General features: G+C 40.6%; 11 protein-coding genes. 7 read left to right on the forward strand and 4 right to left on the reverse strand.

Going from position 1 to position 16892, the window contains the following annotated elements; translation table 11 throughout:
* The first annotated feature begins 143 nt into the window (after positions 1-143).
* Positions 144-2696 carry an EAL domain-containing protein gene (locus tag DS2_RS00615; RefSeq protein ID WP_081754138.1) on the forward strand — a complete coding sequence of 851 codons (2553 nt, stop codon included), beginning with the start codon at positions 144-146 and terminating at the stop codon, positions 2694-2696.
* Here the strand turns inward: DS2_RS00615 and DS2_RS00620 are convergent.
* Positions 2693-4369: a GGDEF domain-containing protein gene (locus tag DS2_RS00620; RefSeq protein WP_035012641.1), complete on the reverse strand. Its 1677-nt coding sequence runs from the start codon at positions 4367-4369 to the stop codon at positions 2693-2695. The genes DS2_RS00615 and DS2_RS00620 overlap by 4 nt on opposite strands.
* A 131-nt stretch (positions 4370-4500) precedes the next feature.
* On the opposite strand from DS2_RS00620, the gene DS2_RS00625 reads away from it, so the two are divergent.
* From DS2_RS00625 to DS2_RS00640, 4 genes are read left to right on the forward strand one after another with little or no spacing between them, the layout of a single operon-like run.
* Positions 4501-6150 (forward strand): alanine/glycine:cation symporter family protein, encoded by a 1650-nt coding sequence (locus DS2_RS00625; RefSeq protein WP_035012642.1) that lies wholly within the window; start codon positions 4501-4503, stop codon positions 6148-6150.
* Entirely contained in the window at positions 6150-6479 is a 330-nt protein-coding gene (locus DS2_RS00630; RefSeq protein ID WP_035012644.1) for a zinc ribbon domain-containing protein, read from the forward strand. Before DS2_RS00625 ends, DS2_RS00630 begins: the two co-directional genes overlap by 1 nt.
* Positions 6476-6754, forward strand: coding sequence for a YeaC family protein (locus tag DS2_RS00635; protein WP_035012645.1), 279 nt, complete (start codon positions 6476-6478; stop codon positions 6752-6754). The genes DS2_RS00630 and DS2_RS00635 overlap by 4 nt, the downstream gene beginning before the upstream one ends.
* Positions 6741-9521, forward strand: coding sequence for a DUF349 domain-containing protein (locus DS2_RS00640; protein ID WP_081754139.1), 2781 nt, complete (start codon positions 6741-6743; stop codon positions 9519-9521). Before DS2_RS00635 ends, DS2_RS00640 begins: the two co-directional genes overlap by 14 nt.
* A 95-nt stretch (positions 9522-9616) precedes the next feature.
* Here the strand turns inward: DS2_RS00640 and nadK are convergent, their stop codons facing one another.
* A complete protein-coding gene (gene nadK / locus DS2_RS00645) occupies positions 9617-10498 on the reverse strand; it encodes an NAD(+) kinase (RefSeq protein WP_035012647.1) in 882 nt (293 codons plus the stop codon).
* 208 nt (positions 10499-10706) lie between these two features.
* On the opposite strand from nadK, the gene grpE reads away from it, so the two are divergent.
* Positions 10707-11309 (forward strand): nucleotide exchange factor GrpE, encoded by a 603-nt coding sequence (gene grpE / locus DS2_RS00650; RefSeq protein WP_035012648.1) that lies wholly within the window; start codon positions 10707-10709, stop codon positions 11307-11309.
* A gap of 59 nt (positions 11310-11368) precedes the next feature.
* Here grpE and DS2_RS00655 read toward each other — a convergent pair whose 3' ends face one another.
* Positions 11369-11743: a PilZ domain-containing protein gene (locus DS2_RS00655; RefSeq protein WP_035012649.1), complete on the reverse strand. Its 375-nt coding sequence runs from the start codon at positions 11741-11743 to the stop codon at positions 11369-11371.
* Positions 11744-11830: 87 nt separating this feature from the next.
* The gene (gene ettA, locus DS2_RS00660) at positions 11831-13498 is read right to left on the reverse strand and encodes an energy-dependent translational throttle protein EttA (RefSeq protein WP_035012845.1); all 1668 of its coding nucleotides are present in this window, start codon (positions 13496-13498) and stop codon (positions 11831-11833) included.
* A 299-nt stretch (positions 13499-13797) separates the two neighbouring features.
* On the opposite strand from ettA, the gene DS2_RS00665 reads away from it, so the two are divergent.
* Positions 13798-16809: an EAL domain-containing protein gene (locus tag DS2_RS00665; protein WP_051479485.1), complete on the forward strand. Its 3012-nt coding sequence runs from the start codon at positions 13798-13800 to the stop codon at positions 16807-16809.
* Positions 16810-16892: the final 83 nt, after the last annotated feature.

Genomic DNA, 16892 nt, shown 5'->3' on the forward strand with positions numbered 1-16892 from the left:
ATATTGCAAAATTATGGATAGAAAATTGATTACTTTGTTGGCTTGTACTGAGTATTAATGAAAAAAATGCTTGACTAATAGTCGGTAAAAAGCGGTAATGGAGCTGTATAATTCTTATAATATTGAACAATTTTTGGTAGCTGATGATGAAAGCATTGCAAAGACACATAATCTTTGCCGCCATCGGTGGGGTGATTTTCTTTATTCTGCTTGGGCTGGCGTCACTTCACGCACTTGATAAGTGGCAGAATTCCTATCGTTTACAAATCGTCCATAGTCAGGCCAAATATGTTCAACAAGTGTTCGATAAATTACTGGTTGATACTCAGTATCAACATGGTCTGTTTTTGCGCCAGCAAGTCACAAGCTACAACCCTGCCCATTTAGAAGCTGATTTCACCTTGTGTTTTAGCCAGCCTGAGCGCACTAAGTGTGCGATTTCACCTACAAGCATGCCCGCACAGTTCGATTCTCAACAGTTAGAGAGAAAATTGATTCAAGTTGTTGACCGTTACAACACTGATAAAGTCGGTATTGTACAACTAGCCAAGCAGCAAATCGCGATTGTTGCAATGAGTTATCAAAACGAACAAGCTTTTATCCAAGGATACCTGTTACCGCATCAAGGTGCTGACGTGACTGTTGAACCGTTTCAAATAGGCGTTCATACCAATGCGTACGTCACCGCGGATTTAATTAACCCGCAAGCAAAATGGGCGATTCCAGTTGCTGTTGCACCCTTTTCATTTTACGCTCAGCCCGTTGTTTGGTTGGCAGGCTTGATATGTTTGCTTTCAGCATTAATGAGCTTTTATATTTATCTAACACATTATAAAAAATCACGTCAAAGCCTTAACCGCTTGACCGCTGAAGTTTCAAACATCAAAGCGAATGATGAATCAACTCAACAAGTTGGTAGTTATCAAGTTGAAGGGGTGGGTGAGCTAGCAGGGTCGATTAATGGCATGTTAGAAGAGCTATTTGCTGCCAAAGAGTTTAACAAAGTGACATTAAACTCTATCGGCGATGCCGTTATCACTACGGACTTAAATGGCATTGTCACTTACTGCAACTCAACAACCTTTAAGATTATAAAAGCAGCTGAAACTGATATTGTGGGTAAACATATTGCGGATGTTTTACCTTTTGTTGAGCCTGAAGATTCTAAACGCCTGCGTCACGCGTTAAGAGATTTGGTGAAAAATGCCGAGCAAATTGATGGTGCTAGTGAACGCTGTATGCATAGGATTAATCGCGAGCTTGAAGTTTTATATATAGAAAAGCACATCACGACCTTACGCAACCCTGCGAAGGAATTGGTTGGAACTGTTATGGTGTTGCGTGATATGACGCAAAGCGAGCGCCTACGTAAAAAGCTTAACTTTCAAGCTAGCTATGATGTTGTGACTAAACTGTTAAATCGACACAAATTCGAAGAAATGCTGAATGAATCTGTACATAACGCAAAAATGGAGCAACGCTCACATGTGCTGTGTTTGATTGATTTGGATAGATTTAAGTTGATTAACGATAGTGCTGGCCATGCTGCAGGTGATCAACTGCTATATGAAGTAGGTAGTATCTTTCGTTCATACTTACGCAAAACCGACGTATGTGCGCGGATTGGCGGTGACGAATATGGCATTATTTTATTTGATGCTCATTTGGAACATGGTCTAACCATATTTGAAAAAATACTCTCGCAAATTAAAGAATACCGCTTTATTTGGGGCGGAAAAATTCATTCTATCGGGGCGAGTTTCGGGATAACGCAAATAACGTCTGATACACATAATGCAGCCGAAGCAAGGCGTGAAGCTGATGCCGCTTGTTATATGGCAAAAAATATCGGCATGAACAACCTACGTGTGTTTGATGTGAATAACGAAAAATTGAATAACCATCATCAAGCGCCGCGCTGGGCTGCACGAATTAACGATGCGTTGGTGAACGACAAATTTGTATTGTTCTTTCAACGGATTAATCCAACTTGTGGTAAAAGCGAACGTGAACATATAGAAATATTGCTAAGGATGCAGGACAAAGATGGCATTTTGTTATCACCTAATATGTTTTTGCCTGCTGCCGAACGCTTTAGATTAACACCTAAGATTGACCGCTGGGTGATTAAACGAGTTTTTCGATGGATTTCTTCTCGGCCACAACTTTGGCAAAAAGTAACTTTGTCGGTTAATTTGTCAGGTGAATCACTTAACGATGAGAAGTTGTTTTCTTATATTATCGATTTACACGAAAAGATTGGTTTTCCACCAGAGACCATCTGTTTTGAAGTGACAGAAACAGCTGCTGTTGCCAATTTAGTAGTCGGTCGTGAGCTGATAACTAAACTGCAAGCTCATGGCTTTACGTTTGCTTTAGATGACTTCGGAAAGGGGTTCTCGTCTTACAGTTACCTACAAAACTTGCCGGCTGAGTACGTAAAAATCGATGGTGGTTTTGTAAAACAAATGACTGAGAATGTCAGAGATCGTGAAATTGTCCGTTCTATTCATCAAATCAGCGCAGTTATGGGTATGAAAACCATAGCAGAGTATGTAGAAGATGATTCTATCCTAGAAGCGTTACGCGAAATTGGTGTTGATTATGCGCAAGGTTTTGGCATTCAAAAGCCCGCTGAATTAGCCAGTTTTATCCCAATCGAACAAGTGCTCAATGAGGCTGAAGTAGAAACTTAAGCTGAAATTGAATCATGTTGTGTTGTCGCCTGTTCTGAATCGAATAGGCAATAACAATTCCGACCTTGGTTTTTTGCCTGATAGAGTGCAATGTCTGCATGCGTAAGTGCTTGACTCAAATCTAATTCAACTTCACTGATACCCAAGCTTACGGTCAAATCAATTGACGAACCATTCGGTAGAAAGATTTTTTCTGCGGTGATGATGTCTAAAATCCGTTGCGCGACAGCTGATGCATCATCTATATGGCAGTCCACCATCAAAATTGCGAACTCTTCGCCGCCAACTCTAGCCAATATATCATGGCTTCTGACGATAGATTGGCTAATGCGCTGAGTGATTTGAATTAACGCAGCATCGCCTGCGTCATGCCCATAAGTGTCATTTATTTTTTTGAAGTAGTCGATATCAAGCATGATCACGGCGCAATCTAGTTGTTTTCGCATCGAAAGCTTTAGTATCGCGTCACCTTTTTCAAAAAATGCGCGGCGATTATATATTTTAGTTAGCGGGTCAGTTAGAGCTTGAGCTTTTAACTCGTTGTTGGCTTTGATGAGTTTCTTTTCGGCATACTCACGTCTGCTTATTTCGCGTTTGAGTGAAGCTGATAAATAAAAGAAGCGCCAAGCTAATATTGATAGCACTAAAATAATAAATAACGAAATGATAATTGTATGAATGAGTATTCGGGTATTTTCTATTGGTTTGCGGTAAATTAAGTTATCAATTTCGCTGATATCTGGATTGTATCCAGCCATATTCAGTTGGATATAGTCGTTGGCAATTGTTTTCCATCTGTCTGGGTTCATATGCCCAAGTTGTACCAGTTCGGGCATGATAAGCTTTTTTAGTTGCTGAGCTTCAAACTGTAAATGCTGCAAGCTTTTATCGGTTGCATATTTTTCGTGAATAATTTTAACGGATTCGTCTATGTGGTTCAGAGCATATTGCCAACCTTTGAGTGAAGCATCTCTAAATCTTTCAACCACTCTTGGGTTCGCGTGTGCAAAATGTTCATGGGTAATCAGTACATCACTATAAAAGTTTACCCCATAGTCTTTGGGTTTGATTACATTGTACTCATAACCAGCTTGTTGTATTTGATAGGGCTCATTTGATTGGTAGGCATTTAATGCGGCCACATTGCCTACAATCAAATCATCGACGCTGGCGTGTGCCGTTACTAAATTTAACGCGTCGATATTAAAGCCTTCTTTGCTAAATATCGTCAGTAACTCAGCACTTTCTGGTTGGGGTAAAATCGGCAGAGGCTCATTTACGATATCTTGCGGTGTGGAAAATCCATTCTTTTTCAATGTAAGCCAAATCAGTGGCGACGATTGCATCAGCGCAGCTAATGCAACGATAGGCTTAGATTGCATTCGATGAATGGCGACTGCTGAGCTGCTAATCGCAAAATCAGCTTGGTTATTTAAAATAGCATCCACGGGCGCAGGGCTATTTGAGCTGTACGGAATAATTCTTACGTCGAGACCAAATTGCTCGTATAAGCCTTTTTCTTTAGCAATATAATATCCAGCAAACTGAAATTGATGCTTCCAGCGTAGTTGCAGTGAAATGTCTTTTAACTTGGCATTGGCTGGTAAACTAGTACAACCAAGCATAGTCAAAAAAACTGCGAACAAGATTGCTATTCGTTGTCTTTTGGTCATGCTATAACCCCCGAGCTCCTTGCTTAAGGCTAATCTATTTTTATTGGTTAGTACAACTATATTGACAAATAATCTCTAAAACTCGGGTATACTTTGCTAAGAGAAAATTATAACAAGGTTAAACACTTATTATGGAAAGCTTAAATCAATTTCTACTTTTATTAGATAGCCTATTGGGCAGTGCAGCATACTTCCCATATGTGTTGTTGTGTGTTGGTGCATTTTTCACCATTTATCTTAAGTTTCCACAACTGCGTTATTTCCGTTCTAGTTGGCAGTGTTTATTTCGTCGCAGCCAAGAAAACACACCTGGTGATACTTCTCATTTTCAAGCATTAACTACGGCACTGTCTGGCACAGTCGGGACTGGTAACATTGGTGGGGTCGGTTTGGCCATTTATTTAGGTGGGCCTGCTGCGCTTTTTTGGATGTGGATGACAGCATTTGTTGGCATGGCGACTAAATATGTTGAAGTAACACTGTCGCATAAGTATCGAGTGCAAACTGCGGACGGTAGTTTTGCGGGTGGCCCTATGTATTATATGGACCGTAAACTAAACATGCGATGGCTAGCGATTATTTTTGCTATTGCAGCGGTTGTCAGTGCGTTTGGTATTGGCGCAATGCCGCAGATAAATAATATAGCACAAGCGATGCAAGCAACTTTTGCGCTGCAACCAGCTGTGACTGGTGGAGTATTAGCTATTTTGTTGGCTTTGGTGATTATTGGTGGCATTCAACGTATTGCTAAAGTAACCGCGAAAATAGTCCCTTTTATGGCAGCTTTATATATTATTGGTGGTTTAGCTGTAGCAACTTATCAGGCGGACAATATTCTACCTAGCTTACAAGCAATCGTATCTGGGGTCTTTACCGGTAGTGCTGCTGTAGGTGGCTTTTTAGGCGCAAGTTTTGCTTTTGCGTTTAGTCGGGGTGTCAACAGAGGGTTATTTTCGAACGAAGCTGGCGCGGGCTCTTCACCAATTGCCCATGCCAGCGCTAAAACAACTCAGCCAGTTGATGAAGGTAAGGTCGCTTTATTAGAGCCTTTTATCGATACCATTATTTTATGCACAATCACGGGGTTGGTTATTTTGTCATCTAATGTATGGCATCAAAAACATCAAAATAAATTTGCCTACTCGGATACCTATGTATTGTCGCAAAAGTATGTTGAAAATGATGCAAAAGATAAACAACAATTATTTGCTTGGTTAAACCAACAAAACAGTGAGGTTGAACTTTATTCAGGCAAACTACAGGTTGAAAATGGTGTGCTGGTTAATGACAGTGTGACGTTAATTCACGCCAGATCAATTGCCGAGGCTGTTACATTTTCTAACCCAAGTGGTCAGTTATACTCAGGTGAAATAGAAGTTAAAGCAGGCAAAATAACCCCTAACCATGTTGATATCAATGGGTTATCGCTGATTCACTCAACTGCACTGACAGCCAAAGCATTTAATCAAGGATGGTTTGGTGACTGGGGGCAATATATAGTGACATTTTCGATCTTGTTATTTGCCTTCTCTACCTCCATATCATGGAGTTATTATGGTGACCGCGCTATGGTATATTTATTCGGAAATGGCTCTGTCATTTATTTTCGAATTAGTTATATACTCGGTTTTTTCGTAGCGGCGATAGCAGACACAACATTAATATGGAATTTAGCTGCAGTCGCAGTCGCATTTATGACATTACCAAATTTATTTGCAATTTTGCTGCTACACAAAGATATAAAACAAACTCAACAAAAAAGTGAACAAAAGGTGAATTGATGGCGTTAGTTCCTTGTCCCCAGTGTGGGAAACGCATTTCAGACAAAGCTCAAACATGCCAGCACTGCGAGCATGTATTGGTTGATGATCCAGAAAAGTTATCAACGCAGCGAAGAATACATAGAATTAAAAAAAGCTCCTCTCTTATAACCCATTCGTTTTTAGCTTTAATTCTGTTTATTGGCGGGCTTGCGTATTCAAGCTGGTATGCTGAATCTGGCATGGGGCATGATAAAATCGCCTCTCAAGTCGTCGCTTTAGTGGGTTTGGTGTGGTACGTTGTCACCCGAATTCGAATTATGATGTTTAAACGTGAAAAGCAAGTATGAACTTTTTAGATTTGATTGATAACATGCCAGAAACTGTCTACCAGTCACTATGTGAAGCGGTAGAAACGGGTAAGTGGCAAGATGGGCGAGTCGTTGACAGTGCCCAGCGAGAAAATATGTTGCAAGCCATTATGGCTTGGCAAGCAAAACATTTAAATTCTGACCAGCTGTTTACGGTCGGGGCTGATGGAAACGTTGTTGAAAAATCACGTTCAGAACTCAAAAAAAGCTTTGCAGAAGATACTATAGTACGGTTTAAGCATGATGATATTTAAACAATTATTCCAGCCTAAATGGCAGCACAAAGATGCACAAGTGCGTTTACAAGCAATTCAAAAGTTAGCCGACTCATCTATTTTAGAACAGGTGGCCGCGAAAGACATTGATACCGATGTAAGAAAACACGCTTTAGAAAAACTCAATACACTTGCGAGTTGGGATAAAGCGATGCGCCACGACAGTGATGTCAAACTTCAAAAATTGGCGTTAGAAAAAGTTAAGTTGATGCTGTTTAATCAAGGTGTCGACCTTAGTCAAAATGACAAAGAGCAATACCTAGCCAAGTGCAATCATATGCCTTTACTCGAGGATTATGCGCGCCGAGGCGATGATCACAATTTAAGAGTTCAAGTAATTAAACGTTTAGACAAAGCCAGTTTAAATTATGATTTAGCAATTCGAGATAACAATGAAGAAGTTGCTTTAATATGTGCCCAATCTATTGCTGATAGCAAGCAATTGGAAAAAATAGCGCAAAAAGCCAAACATTCAAAAGTTAAATCTTGGGCAAGTGAAAAACTAGCAGAACTAAAAGCCGCAGCGGAAAAACCAGCGAAAATACGTAAAGACGCGAGCTTATTATTAAGTAAGCTGTTGGCGTTAAAAGACAAAACTGATTACCTGCAAGTAAAATCTACTGGTGAAGCGTTATTGCAACAATGGCAGTTAGTTAGCACAGAATTAACCTGCTTGCCTGAAGAAGAGCAGTTAACTCTGACAAATAAATTTGCCCAAATTTCAGATAAGTTCCAATCTAGTTTGGCTCAACTTGAAGTGGAATATAACAAAGCACAACAAGCCGAAGCCGCGCTTGCTCAACAACAGCAAATTCAACAGCAAGTTCAGCAAGCAATCCAAACTATTCAAGATAAAGTTGCAAATGCAATCGCAAATGAAGGTGATGCTGAACTAGACGACATTGTTAAACTTATCAGTGATGCAAAAAGTTTGTTGAGTCAAGACCATATTGGCGGACGAGTAACTGAGCAATTATTCAATCAGTTGAATGGTATTGAGCAAAATGCGGCGCATTTGCCTGAGTTTGCAGAGCAAGTGGCCCTTGCGACTCGAGCTGTCACTCAATTAAATCAGTGGACATTGCCACAAGAAATCGGCGACTTTGACCAAGCGCAAGAGCAGTTCGACAGCTGGTTTGATGATTGGAAAAAGCTGCGAAAATCAATGTTATTCGATCTGCCAGTAGAGCTGAATGAAAGTAGTCAAACGCTGATTAACGAGTGGAAGAATGGATTAAAATCCTTTAGTAGCCAACAAAACTCTGCGATTAAACAGCTCAAAGGGCAAATGCGTGAACTCGATAGGCTGATTAAATCAGGTCGCTATAACGTTGCTTTAGGTCTGTTTAGAAAAATTTCTGAAGGTATTGACGGTCTAACTAGCAAAAGCTATAGCAAAATAGAACGAGAACATCAGCGGTTAAACGAAGAAATTAATGAATTGGAAGGTTGGAAGTCTTACATTGGTTTGCCACGTAAACGTGAACTCGTCGCAGAGATGGACGCTTTAGTTGCACAACCAATGCAAGACGTGCATGAGCGTGCCAAACAAATTAAGTTGGCAAGACACACTTGGCGGTTGTTGGGTAATACAGATTCTGAAGAAAATAGCCAGTTAAATGAAGCCTTTGATATTGTTGTTGAAAAAGCATTCGCACCATGTCGTGAGAAGTTTGCAGAGTTAGAAGCACAACGCGCAGCAAATTTAGCCGCCAGAAATCAATTGGTAGATGATGCCAAAGCGGCTAAGCAAGCTTTTGAAAATAATGGTGATTATGCTGAATTGGCCAAAGCGTTGACTCGATTGCAAAATGCCTGGAACAAAGCTGGCAGTGTTGAGCGTAGCGAATATGCCAAAGTCAGTCAGGCGTTTTTTGATATTATCCGACCACTTAGAGCCCGTATAAATACCTTCCACAATGACAATGCGCAGCAGAAAAAGTCGCTTATTGAACAGGCACAAGAATGTGCACAATCAGAAGATTTAAACCAAGCGAGCGAAAAGCTTAAAGCGCTACAGCAACAATGGAAAAATATTGGTTTTGCGGGTGCGAATACCGAGAATAAGCTCTGGGGTCAGTTCAGAGCAATTAACGATACGGTCTTCAATAAAAAACAAGCTGATTATCAAGCGGAAAAAGATAAGCAGCAAGTCGCTTTTGAATCAATCAAATCTGAGCTTGATACGATTGCTGGCGAGTTAGATGGTGCAACGCTTGAACTCTGTTATAGCAAATTAGAGCAAGTTAAAGCTGTGTCGGTAGAGCAGTGCAGCCCTGGCCAAGCTAAACGTTTGCACAAGCAAATCAATCAACTAATCGATTCATGCCAGAAGCGCATTGCCGATTTGAAGCAAAATGTTGAACAGCAAAATTTGCAAAACTGGCTGGTGAGTCTTGAGGGATATGTCAACTCAGGCACAGTGGATGAAGCTGCGCTAAATCAACTACCAAGTTTGTTGGTTAATGCGATTGAACTGGCACAAAATAGCCCAGCTACAGGTGATGCCAGCGAGCAGCGTCGAGATTTAGCGATTCGAATGGAGATCATTGCAGGCATTGAGCCGCCCGTGCAAGACGCCAATCGAAAAATGGAAATTCAGGTGCAATTGTTGTCTGAAAAGCTTAATGATGGAGAAACCCCTTCGGGCATACAGTTGTTACACGATTGGCTGAGCTTAGGGCCGGTGCAAGCACAAGACAAAGCGTTATTTGAACGTGTGACTAAAGCTTTATTAGCTATGTAACTAACCTAATAAAAGAAGCACTTGCATGCAGGTGCTTCTTTGTTCTTATGCCCATTGCTTATTGGCGCTTAATGCGGCTGAGCCCAACCTCTACCTCAATATAGTTTACTGCCCCAGTTCAGTTTACGACGCAATACGTTAAAATAATTATAGTCTTTAGGATGAAGCAATTTGAGCAAGTCAGGGTGTTTTTGAATGCGTATTTCATCACCTGGTAAAACCGGCAAAGTTACATGGCCATCACAAGTAACACCTAGCTGTGCCTGCGAGCGATTTGGTACAACTAGCTGAATTGTAGAATTTGCATCCACAACCAAAGGGCGATTCGTTAAAGAGTGTGGAAACATAGGCAATAAACATATTGCATTTAGGTTGGGCGTTAGAATGGGGCCGCCACCAGATAATGAATAAGCAGTCGAACCAGTTGGCGTTGACATGATTAAGCCGTCCGCACGCTGACTAAAGACAAATTTGTCATTAATGTAGACTTCGAACTCTATCATGTGTGCGACTTTGTCTGAGTGCAATACCGCCTCGTTTACTGCACTGTTGACGCTTTTAACTTCACCATGGCGATGCACTGTCACTTCTAATAAAAAGCGTTCTTCAATTGAAAAATTACCTTTTAATACTTGGGTTAGGGCGCTCTCAAATGCCTCTGGGTTTATGTCAGTTAAAAAACCTAAGTTGCCTCGGTTGATTCCAATCACAGCAGTATCAAAACGTGAAAGAACTCTAGCGGCACCCAACATATTGCCATCGCCGCCAATCACAATGGCTAAATCACATATTTGTCCGAGTTCTAACAGGGTTAATTGTTCAACATTGTCTAATTCAACATCATGCCCGACTTTTTGTTCAACATATACCTGACAGCCTTGCTGCTGTAAAAATTGGCATACGCCGATTAAAGTTGTTGTTGTATCAGGATGGTTGGCTTTGCCAACTAGGCCGACTTTTTTGAAAACTGACGTCATTAATTTGCTCTAAGATATTGTAAGCTTTTGTAAATTCTAACTCAGTCGTAAATATCAACAAGTACAAATATCGCCGATTTGGTAAATTGTTTAATAAATTTATTGATTAACTGGTGATTAAAGGCTTGATTCATATTTATTTGCCCTTATATTGCAAAGCAGTGTTACGGCCTTGGCCCGATCTAACAATCTGTTTTGGAGTAATAGTATGAGCAATGAACAGCAAGATGTTCAAGTAGAAGACGTAAATGAACAAAATGAAGCTGAAGTAGAGGCGCAAGCAAGTGAAGCATCAGAACAGGCTAGTGATAACAGTCAAGTTCAAGAGCTTGAAGCTCAGTTAGCAGCAGCCCAAGCAAAAATCCAAGAGCAACAAGATTCAGTTGTCAGAGCAAAAGCTGAAGTTGAAAATGTTCGCCGTCGTGCAGCGCAGGACGTAGAAAAGGCACACAAATTTGCATTAGAGAAATTTTCTAACGAGTTATTGCCAGTGGCTGATAACTTAGAGCGAGCGTTACAAGCCGCCGACAAAGAAAACGAAGCTTTGGTCCCTATGATTGAAGGTGTTGAGCTTACGTTAAAGAGCTTTGATGCAACGCTAGCTAAATTTGGTGTAGAAGTCGTTGCGCCACAACAAGGTGAAGCATTAAATCCTGAACTACACCAAGCAATGTCAATGATTCCTAACCCAGATGTAGCACCAAACGCAATTATCGATTGTTTACAAAAGGGATATACTTTAAACGGTCGTTTATTGCGACCTGCTATGGTGATTGTATCTGCTGCTTCTAGCGTAGATACTCAAGCTTAAATCTAAAGATAAGCTTGAAGTAAAGACTAAGTTCAGACTGGCCGTGAGCCGTCTGAACTTTAATGAATCAAATTTTCTAGCTCTCTGCTAAGTAAAGTCTCATCTGCCATGTTCAGCTGCAGTAATCGTTTTAGATGAGCTGCACTATCAATGTCGATCTGCTTACACTCCAATCCAATATAACTTTGTGCAATGTGGGCAATTGTCACTTGCATTTCTATCGTGACATCGGAATTAGGCAGTTCAAAAATCAGCTCGAAATTCGTTTGCTCTGATTGCGATTGGAGATTGGCTTGTTGGTTATTTTCAGGTAACGAAACCAGCGCACCTTTTAAGGACAAATCGATCAAATTAACATCCCAGCAATTTTGCTTGTTGCTCAATTGTGCTGGAATAGCAAAAAAAATACGTGTGAAATGCCTTCTTTCGTCCATATAAACCGCTCTGATTAAATAACTATGCTGTTAATATAGCTTATAAAATAAAAAACGGCAGTCTTACTGCCGTTGTTTATTGGAATATTAGTTAATTTTTTTGTATTTAATACGATGAGGGTTGAGCACAGCCTCTTCGCCTAAGGTTTCTTTCAACCAAGCTTCATAGTCTGTGTAGTTACCTTCATAGAAATTAACTTTACCTTCATCTCGATAATCGAGAATGTGTGTGGCTATACGGTCTAAAAACCAACGGTCATGCGAAATTACCATGGCGCACCCAGGGAAGTCGAGTAGGGCATTTTCCAGCGCACGTAGTGTTTCAACGTCGAGGTCATTCGTCGGTTCGTCCAGTAATAAAACATTACCACCGGCTTTTAACAGCTTGGCTAAATGAACACGGTTTCGCTCACCACCAGATAGTTCGCCGATACGTTTTTGTTGATCGGTTCCTTTAAAGTTGAATCGACTGACATAGGCACGACTATTGATTTCAAAGCTACCGATAGTAATGATATCTTGTCCTTCTGAAATTTCTTGCCAGACTGTGTTGTCGTCATTCATATCATCTCTGAATTGATCAACACTCGATAGTTTTACCGTGTCACCTAAGACGATCTCGCCACTGTCTGGTTGCTCTGTGCCAGATAGCATACGGAATAAAGTCGACTTACCCGCGCCGTTTGGACCGATAATGCCAACAATTGCGCCTTTTGGCATGCTGAAAGACAAATCATCAATTAATACGCGATCCCCATAAGACTTTTTCAGGTTCTGTACTTCAATGACCTTGTCACCTAAACGCTCTCCAGGTGGAATATATAATTCATTGGTTTCATTGCGGCGCTGAAAATCTTGGTTGTTAAGCTCTTCAAATCTAGCCATACGCGCTTTACTTTTTGCTTGGCGTCCTTTCGGGTTGCTACGCACCCATTCAAGCTCTTGTTTAATTGAACGTTTGCGCGCATTTTCAGCGCGTTCTTCTTGCTCTAAACGCGCATCTTTTTGCTCTAACCAAGAAGAGTAGTTGCCTTCCCATGGAATACCATGGCCTCTATCAAGCTCTAATATCCAACCAGCAACATTATCTAAAAAGTATCTATCATGGGTTATGGCCACAACAGTACCTTCGTAGTCGTGCAAGAAGCGCTCTAACCAAGCTACCGATTCTGCATCTAAGTGGTTAGTTGGCTCATCCAGCAATAACATATCTGGTTTTTCAAGTAATAAACGACAAAGCGCAACTCGGCGTCTTTCACCACCTGACAGCTTAGTTACTTCTGCTTCCCAAGGTGGCAGTCTAAGCGCATCAGCGGCGCGTTCGAGCATGTTTTCTATGTTGTGTCCGTCGTGGCTTTGGATGATGTTTTCCAATTTTGCTTGCTCTGCTGCGAGTGCATCAAAATCAGCATCTGGTTCAGCGTAAGCCGCATAAACCTGATCAAGTTTGCTAATTGCGTCTTTAACTTCGGCAATCGCTTCTTCAATGTTTTCTCGCACGTTTTTAGATGGGTCAAGTTGTGGCTCTTGTGGCAAATATCCAATTTTTAGATCGGGTTGAGGTCTTGCTTCACCTTCAATCTCTGTATCTATACCTGCCATGATACGTAGTAAGGTTGATTTACCCGCACCATTCAGACCTAAAACACCAATTTTTGCACCTGGGAAAAAGCACAAATTTATGTTTTTTAGTATTTCACGTTTTGGTGGCACAATTTTGCTCACCTGGTTCATTGTATATACATACTGAGCCATATAAATTCCTAGATTGATTAAACGTTGCTGGATAAAATTTGCTGCTAATTTTAGCAGTGTTAGCATTGATTAAACAAATACCAAGTGGTTATTACTTGATAAATCAACAATGAATATAAATAATTAGCGTTTTTAGCCGATAAAATGCTATAAGAGTCACAAATTGGCGGAAAAATCCGTTAGGCTACACTAACATATAATTATTAATAACATGGGGTGGTCTAGTAAAGTTTATCAAACTAGACTGGTACAACCAGAGTAACGGAATGCTCAATAACAATAAGAGGTTTCGGCTTTCCATGCAATGGATTAAAGCTAAGGTTTTTCATTCGCTTTCGATCAAAGCTACATTGGCTGTGCTGGTGTCATGTTTAGCACTTGGTATGGTCGGTGGTTTTTTGTTGTCAAAAGACCAAAATAGCTATTTAAGTCAAAGTGCACACGACGAGGCAAGACAAATAGCGCTGCTTCAAGCAGATATGCTAAATCAACATTTGGCGCACCTGGTGTCATTGGGTTCATATAGCCATCAACAATTGAGTCAATTGATAGCCGATTTTTATGCGCAAGATATCAGTGCCACCGAGCCAGCATCTGCAACTGGCATTCACGCGAGTATAGATTCAGCCATTTACTACTCAGACAAAAGTAAACTAGATGCACAACTGATTGCTTTAGCCAATTTTTTAAACGCGCATTGGCCTAGATTGGCGACGCCAATTGCAGCGCAATTTAGTGGATACTATTTTATTGGCAAGCAGCAATTTGCGGTGACTTATCCGGCTAAACTAGCAACAGATTTGCCCGCCAAACATTCTTTTGATAAAGACATATTTTATAAAGTTGGCACCCCCACGTATAACCCAACACGCCAACCTGTTTGGACACCAGTTTATTATGACGATATTCAAAATACTTGGATGACAACGCTGGTTATTCCGGTTTACCTTGATGGAAATTTTGTTGGGGTTGCTGGCGCTGACTTCGTATTGGATAACGTTACTCAATTAGTGAGTCAAAATGTTCGAGGGTTAGTTGGTCAAGAGGTGTTTATTTTTGACAATAAAGGCAACCTAATTTTTCACCCCAAGTTTAATAAAGTTATAACCTCTCAGCATGCTCGTCTGAGTACTCAATTAAATAATTTTCAGAATGCGCCAGACTTTAGCCAAAAAATTATCAGAGAAGCGCTAGTGAATGGGCGCTTTCGCGGTGAAAAAGTCTTTATGGTTGATCATCAATTTCCCGTAGCGGTTGGCAATATTGCTTCTTTGAACTGGTACATAGCAGTGGTGGATGTTTCAGATTCAGTAAACAGTTATTTAGCCAGTTATAATAAAAAGTTGTATTTGGGGTTCGCGGCCGCGGCGTTTGTGTTTGCGCTGCTAATTTATTGGCTATTAAACGAGACCATTTTAAAGCGGCTTAAAACTGTTACCCAGGCGTTGTCAAAACATCAACAGGGACAAATCGACTTAGGACACTTGCTTGAAGAGAAAGACGAAATTGGTGTTGTAGCGCGTTCAATCAATGCGTTGTCGGGAGAGGTTAATAGCTTAATTGATGGGTTAAATGAAAAAATAAAAGAAAAAGAATTGGCCGAGCTTGCAGCTGTAAAACTTTCTAATGCGGTTAAGCACAGTGAAACGGCTATCGCTATCACTAATGATAAATTTGAGATTGAGTTTGTTAACCCCAAATTTGTCGAAATGTGTGGTCGTGAAGAAGACGAGTTAATTGGTAATCACCTTAAGATTGTTTTTGATCAACATATGGCATGGATGTTAGACGCAGCTTTTGAGCAATTGCAACTTGGCCATGCATGGAAAGGTGAACTTCTTATGGTTCACTCAAACGGTAGCGAAGTATGGGTGGCTCAGACTTTTTCGCCGATGACCGAAGATGTTAATGGTGGTAAGCATTTTGTTTCAGCCACCCAAGATATTTCAATGATGAAAGACAACCAGCGGGAAATGGAGAAACTTGCTTATCATGATCCGCTGACTGATTTATATAACCGCACCTTTTTCAAAGCTCAGCTCACCAAGTCGTTAGAAATGACCAAACGTGGACATTTTGCATTTGCATTATTTTATTTTGATTTAGACCAATTTAAGCGGGTAAACGATACATTAGGCCATGAAGCCGGAGATGAGTTGCTTATTGAAATTGCTCGTCGCTTGGTTAGACGATTAAGAGCAGAAGATACAATTGCAAGATTAGGCGGCGATGAGTTTGCTGTTATTTTAAGTGGCGTTGCAACGGTAGAGCGAGCCAGTGCGATGGCCACTGACATACAAAATGTGATTCGTGAACCAGTGCAATTGTCTGGTGCTGAAGTGTTGGTGAGTGCCAGTATTGGTATTACCATGTCGCCCAAAGATGCCATGAGCATTGAAACTTTATTGCGTAATGCTGATTTGGCTATGTATCGAGCCAAAGCGGCTGGACGAAGTACCCACTATTTCTTCACTGATGATTTAGATAAAGCAGTGCAAGAAAGCCTGCTGATTGAGAGTGAATTACGAGTTGCCCTTAGAGAGTACCAATTCCAATTATTCTACCAACCGCAAATTGATTTAAAAACAGGGAAACTGTTTGGGTTTGAGGCACTAATTCGTTGGAATCATCCTGAGCGAGGGATGGTTTCACCAGCTATATTTATTCCTGTTGCAGAACAATCTGGTTTAATTGTTGAATTGGGTGAGTGGGTCTTAGCTGAAGCCAGTATGTTTATCGCGAGACTAAACCATAGATACAACGAAAACTATACCGTTGCTGTTAATTTATCTGCTCGCCAGTTTAAAGATAAAAGCGTTGCTAAAGTGATAAAAAGCAGCATTATCAACGCAAGAATAAAACCAGAGTGGTTGGATATCGAAATCACCGAATCTATGTTAATGGGCGATATAAACGAGGCGTTACATCAACTAGATGACATTAAAGCGTTGGGCGTACAAATGTCGATTGACGACTTTGGAACAGGATATTCATCGTTGAGCTATCTGAAAAAATTCCCAGTTGATACTTTGAAAGTCGATAGGGCTTTTATTAAAGATATTCCAGATGATACTGATGATATGGCAATTTCAGATGCTATTATCGCGTTGGCGCATAAATTAAATATGAAAGTAATTGCAGAAGGGGTTGAAACTGCTGAGCACGTCGAATTTTTAGTACAGAATCATTGTCAAATTGGCCAAGGATATTTATTTAGTCAGCCGATTGATGAAGAGTCGCTGTATAAATTTATAGATAATTCGACCAAGCCTTATATGCATTTATTTGAAAAGCCAACCGCAATTAAATAGTGCCTCTCAGCCTGAACTCTGGTTAATGAAACATACTGTTACCAATGAGTTTAACCAGTGTTCAGGTGTTCAAACGCAAACAT

The organism is Catenovulum agarivorans DS-2 (genome assembly GCF_000568405.1).
GTDB lineage: Bacteria > Pseudomonadota > Gammaproteobacteria > Enterobacterales > Alteromonadaceae > Catenovulum > Catenovulum agarivorans_A.

Coding starts and splice junctions, on each gene's coding strand:
- DS2_RS00630 (WP_035012644.1), top strand. CDS start 6,150: ATGGCGTTAGTTCCTTGTCCCCAGTGTGGGAAACGCATTTCAGACAAA.
- DS2_RS00635 (WP_035012645.1), top strand. CDS start 6,476: ATGAACTTTTTAGATTTGATTGATAACATGCCAGAAACTGTCTACCAG.
- DS2_RS00625 (WP_035012642.1), top strand. CDS start 4,501: ATGGAAAGCTTAAATCAATTTCTACTTTTATTAGATAGCCTATTGGGC.
- ettA (WP_035012845.1), bottom strand. CDS start 13,498: ATGGCTCAGTATGTATATACAATGAACCAGGTGAGCAAAATTGTGCCA.
- DS2_RS00615 (WP_081754138.1), top strand. CDS start 144: ATGATGAAAGCATTGCAAAGACACATAATCTTTGCCGCCATCGGTGGG.
- DS2_RS00640 (WP_081754139.1), top strand. CDS start 6,741: ATGATGATATTTAAACAATTATTCCAGCCTAAATGGCAGCACAAAGAT.
- nadK (WP_035012647.1), bottom strand. CDS start 10,498: ATGACGTCAGTTTTCAAAAAAGTCGGCCTAGTTGGCAAAGCCAACCAT.
- DS2_RS00620 (WP_035012641.1), bottom strand. CDS start 4,369: ATGACCAAAAGACAACGAATAGCAATCTTGTTCGCAGTTTTTTTGACT.
- DS2_RS00665 (WP_051479485.1), top strand. CDS start 13,798: ATGCAATGGATTAAAGCTAAGGTTTTTCATTCGCTTTCGATCAAAGCT.
- DS2_RS00655 (WP_035012649.1), bottom strand. CDS start 11,743: ATGGACGAAAGAAGGCATTTCACACGTATTTTTTTTGCTATTCCAGCA.
- grpE (WP_035012648.1), top strand. CDS start 10,707: ATGAGCAATGAACAGCAAGATGTTCAAGTAGAAGACGTAAATGAACAA.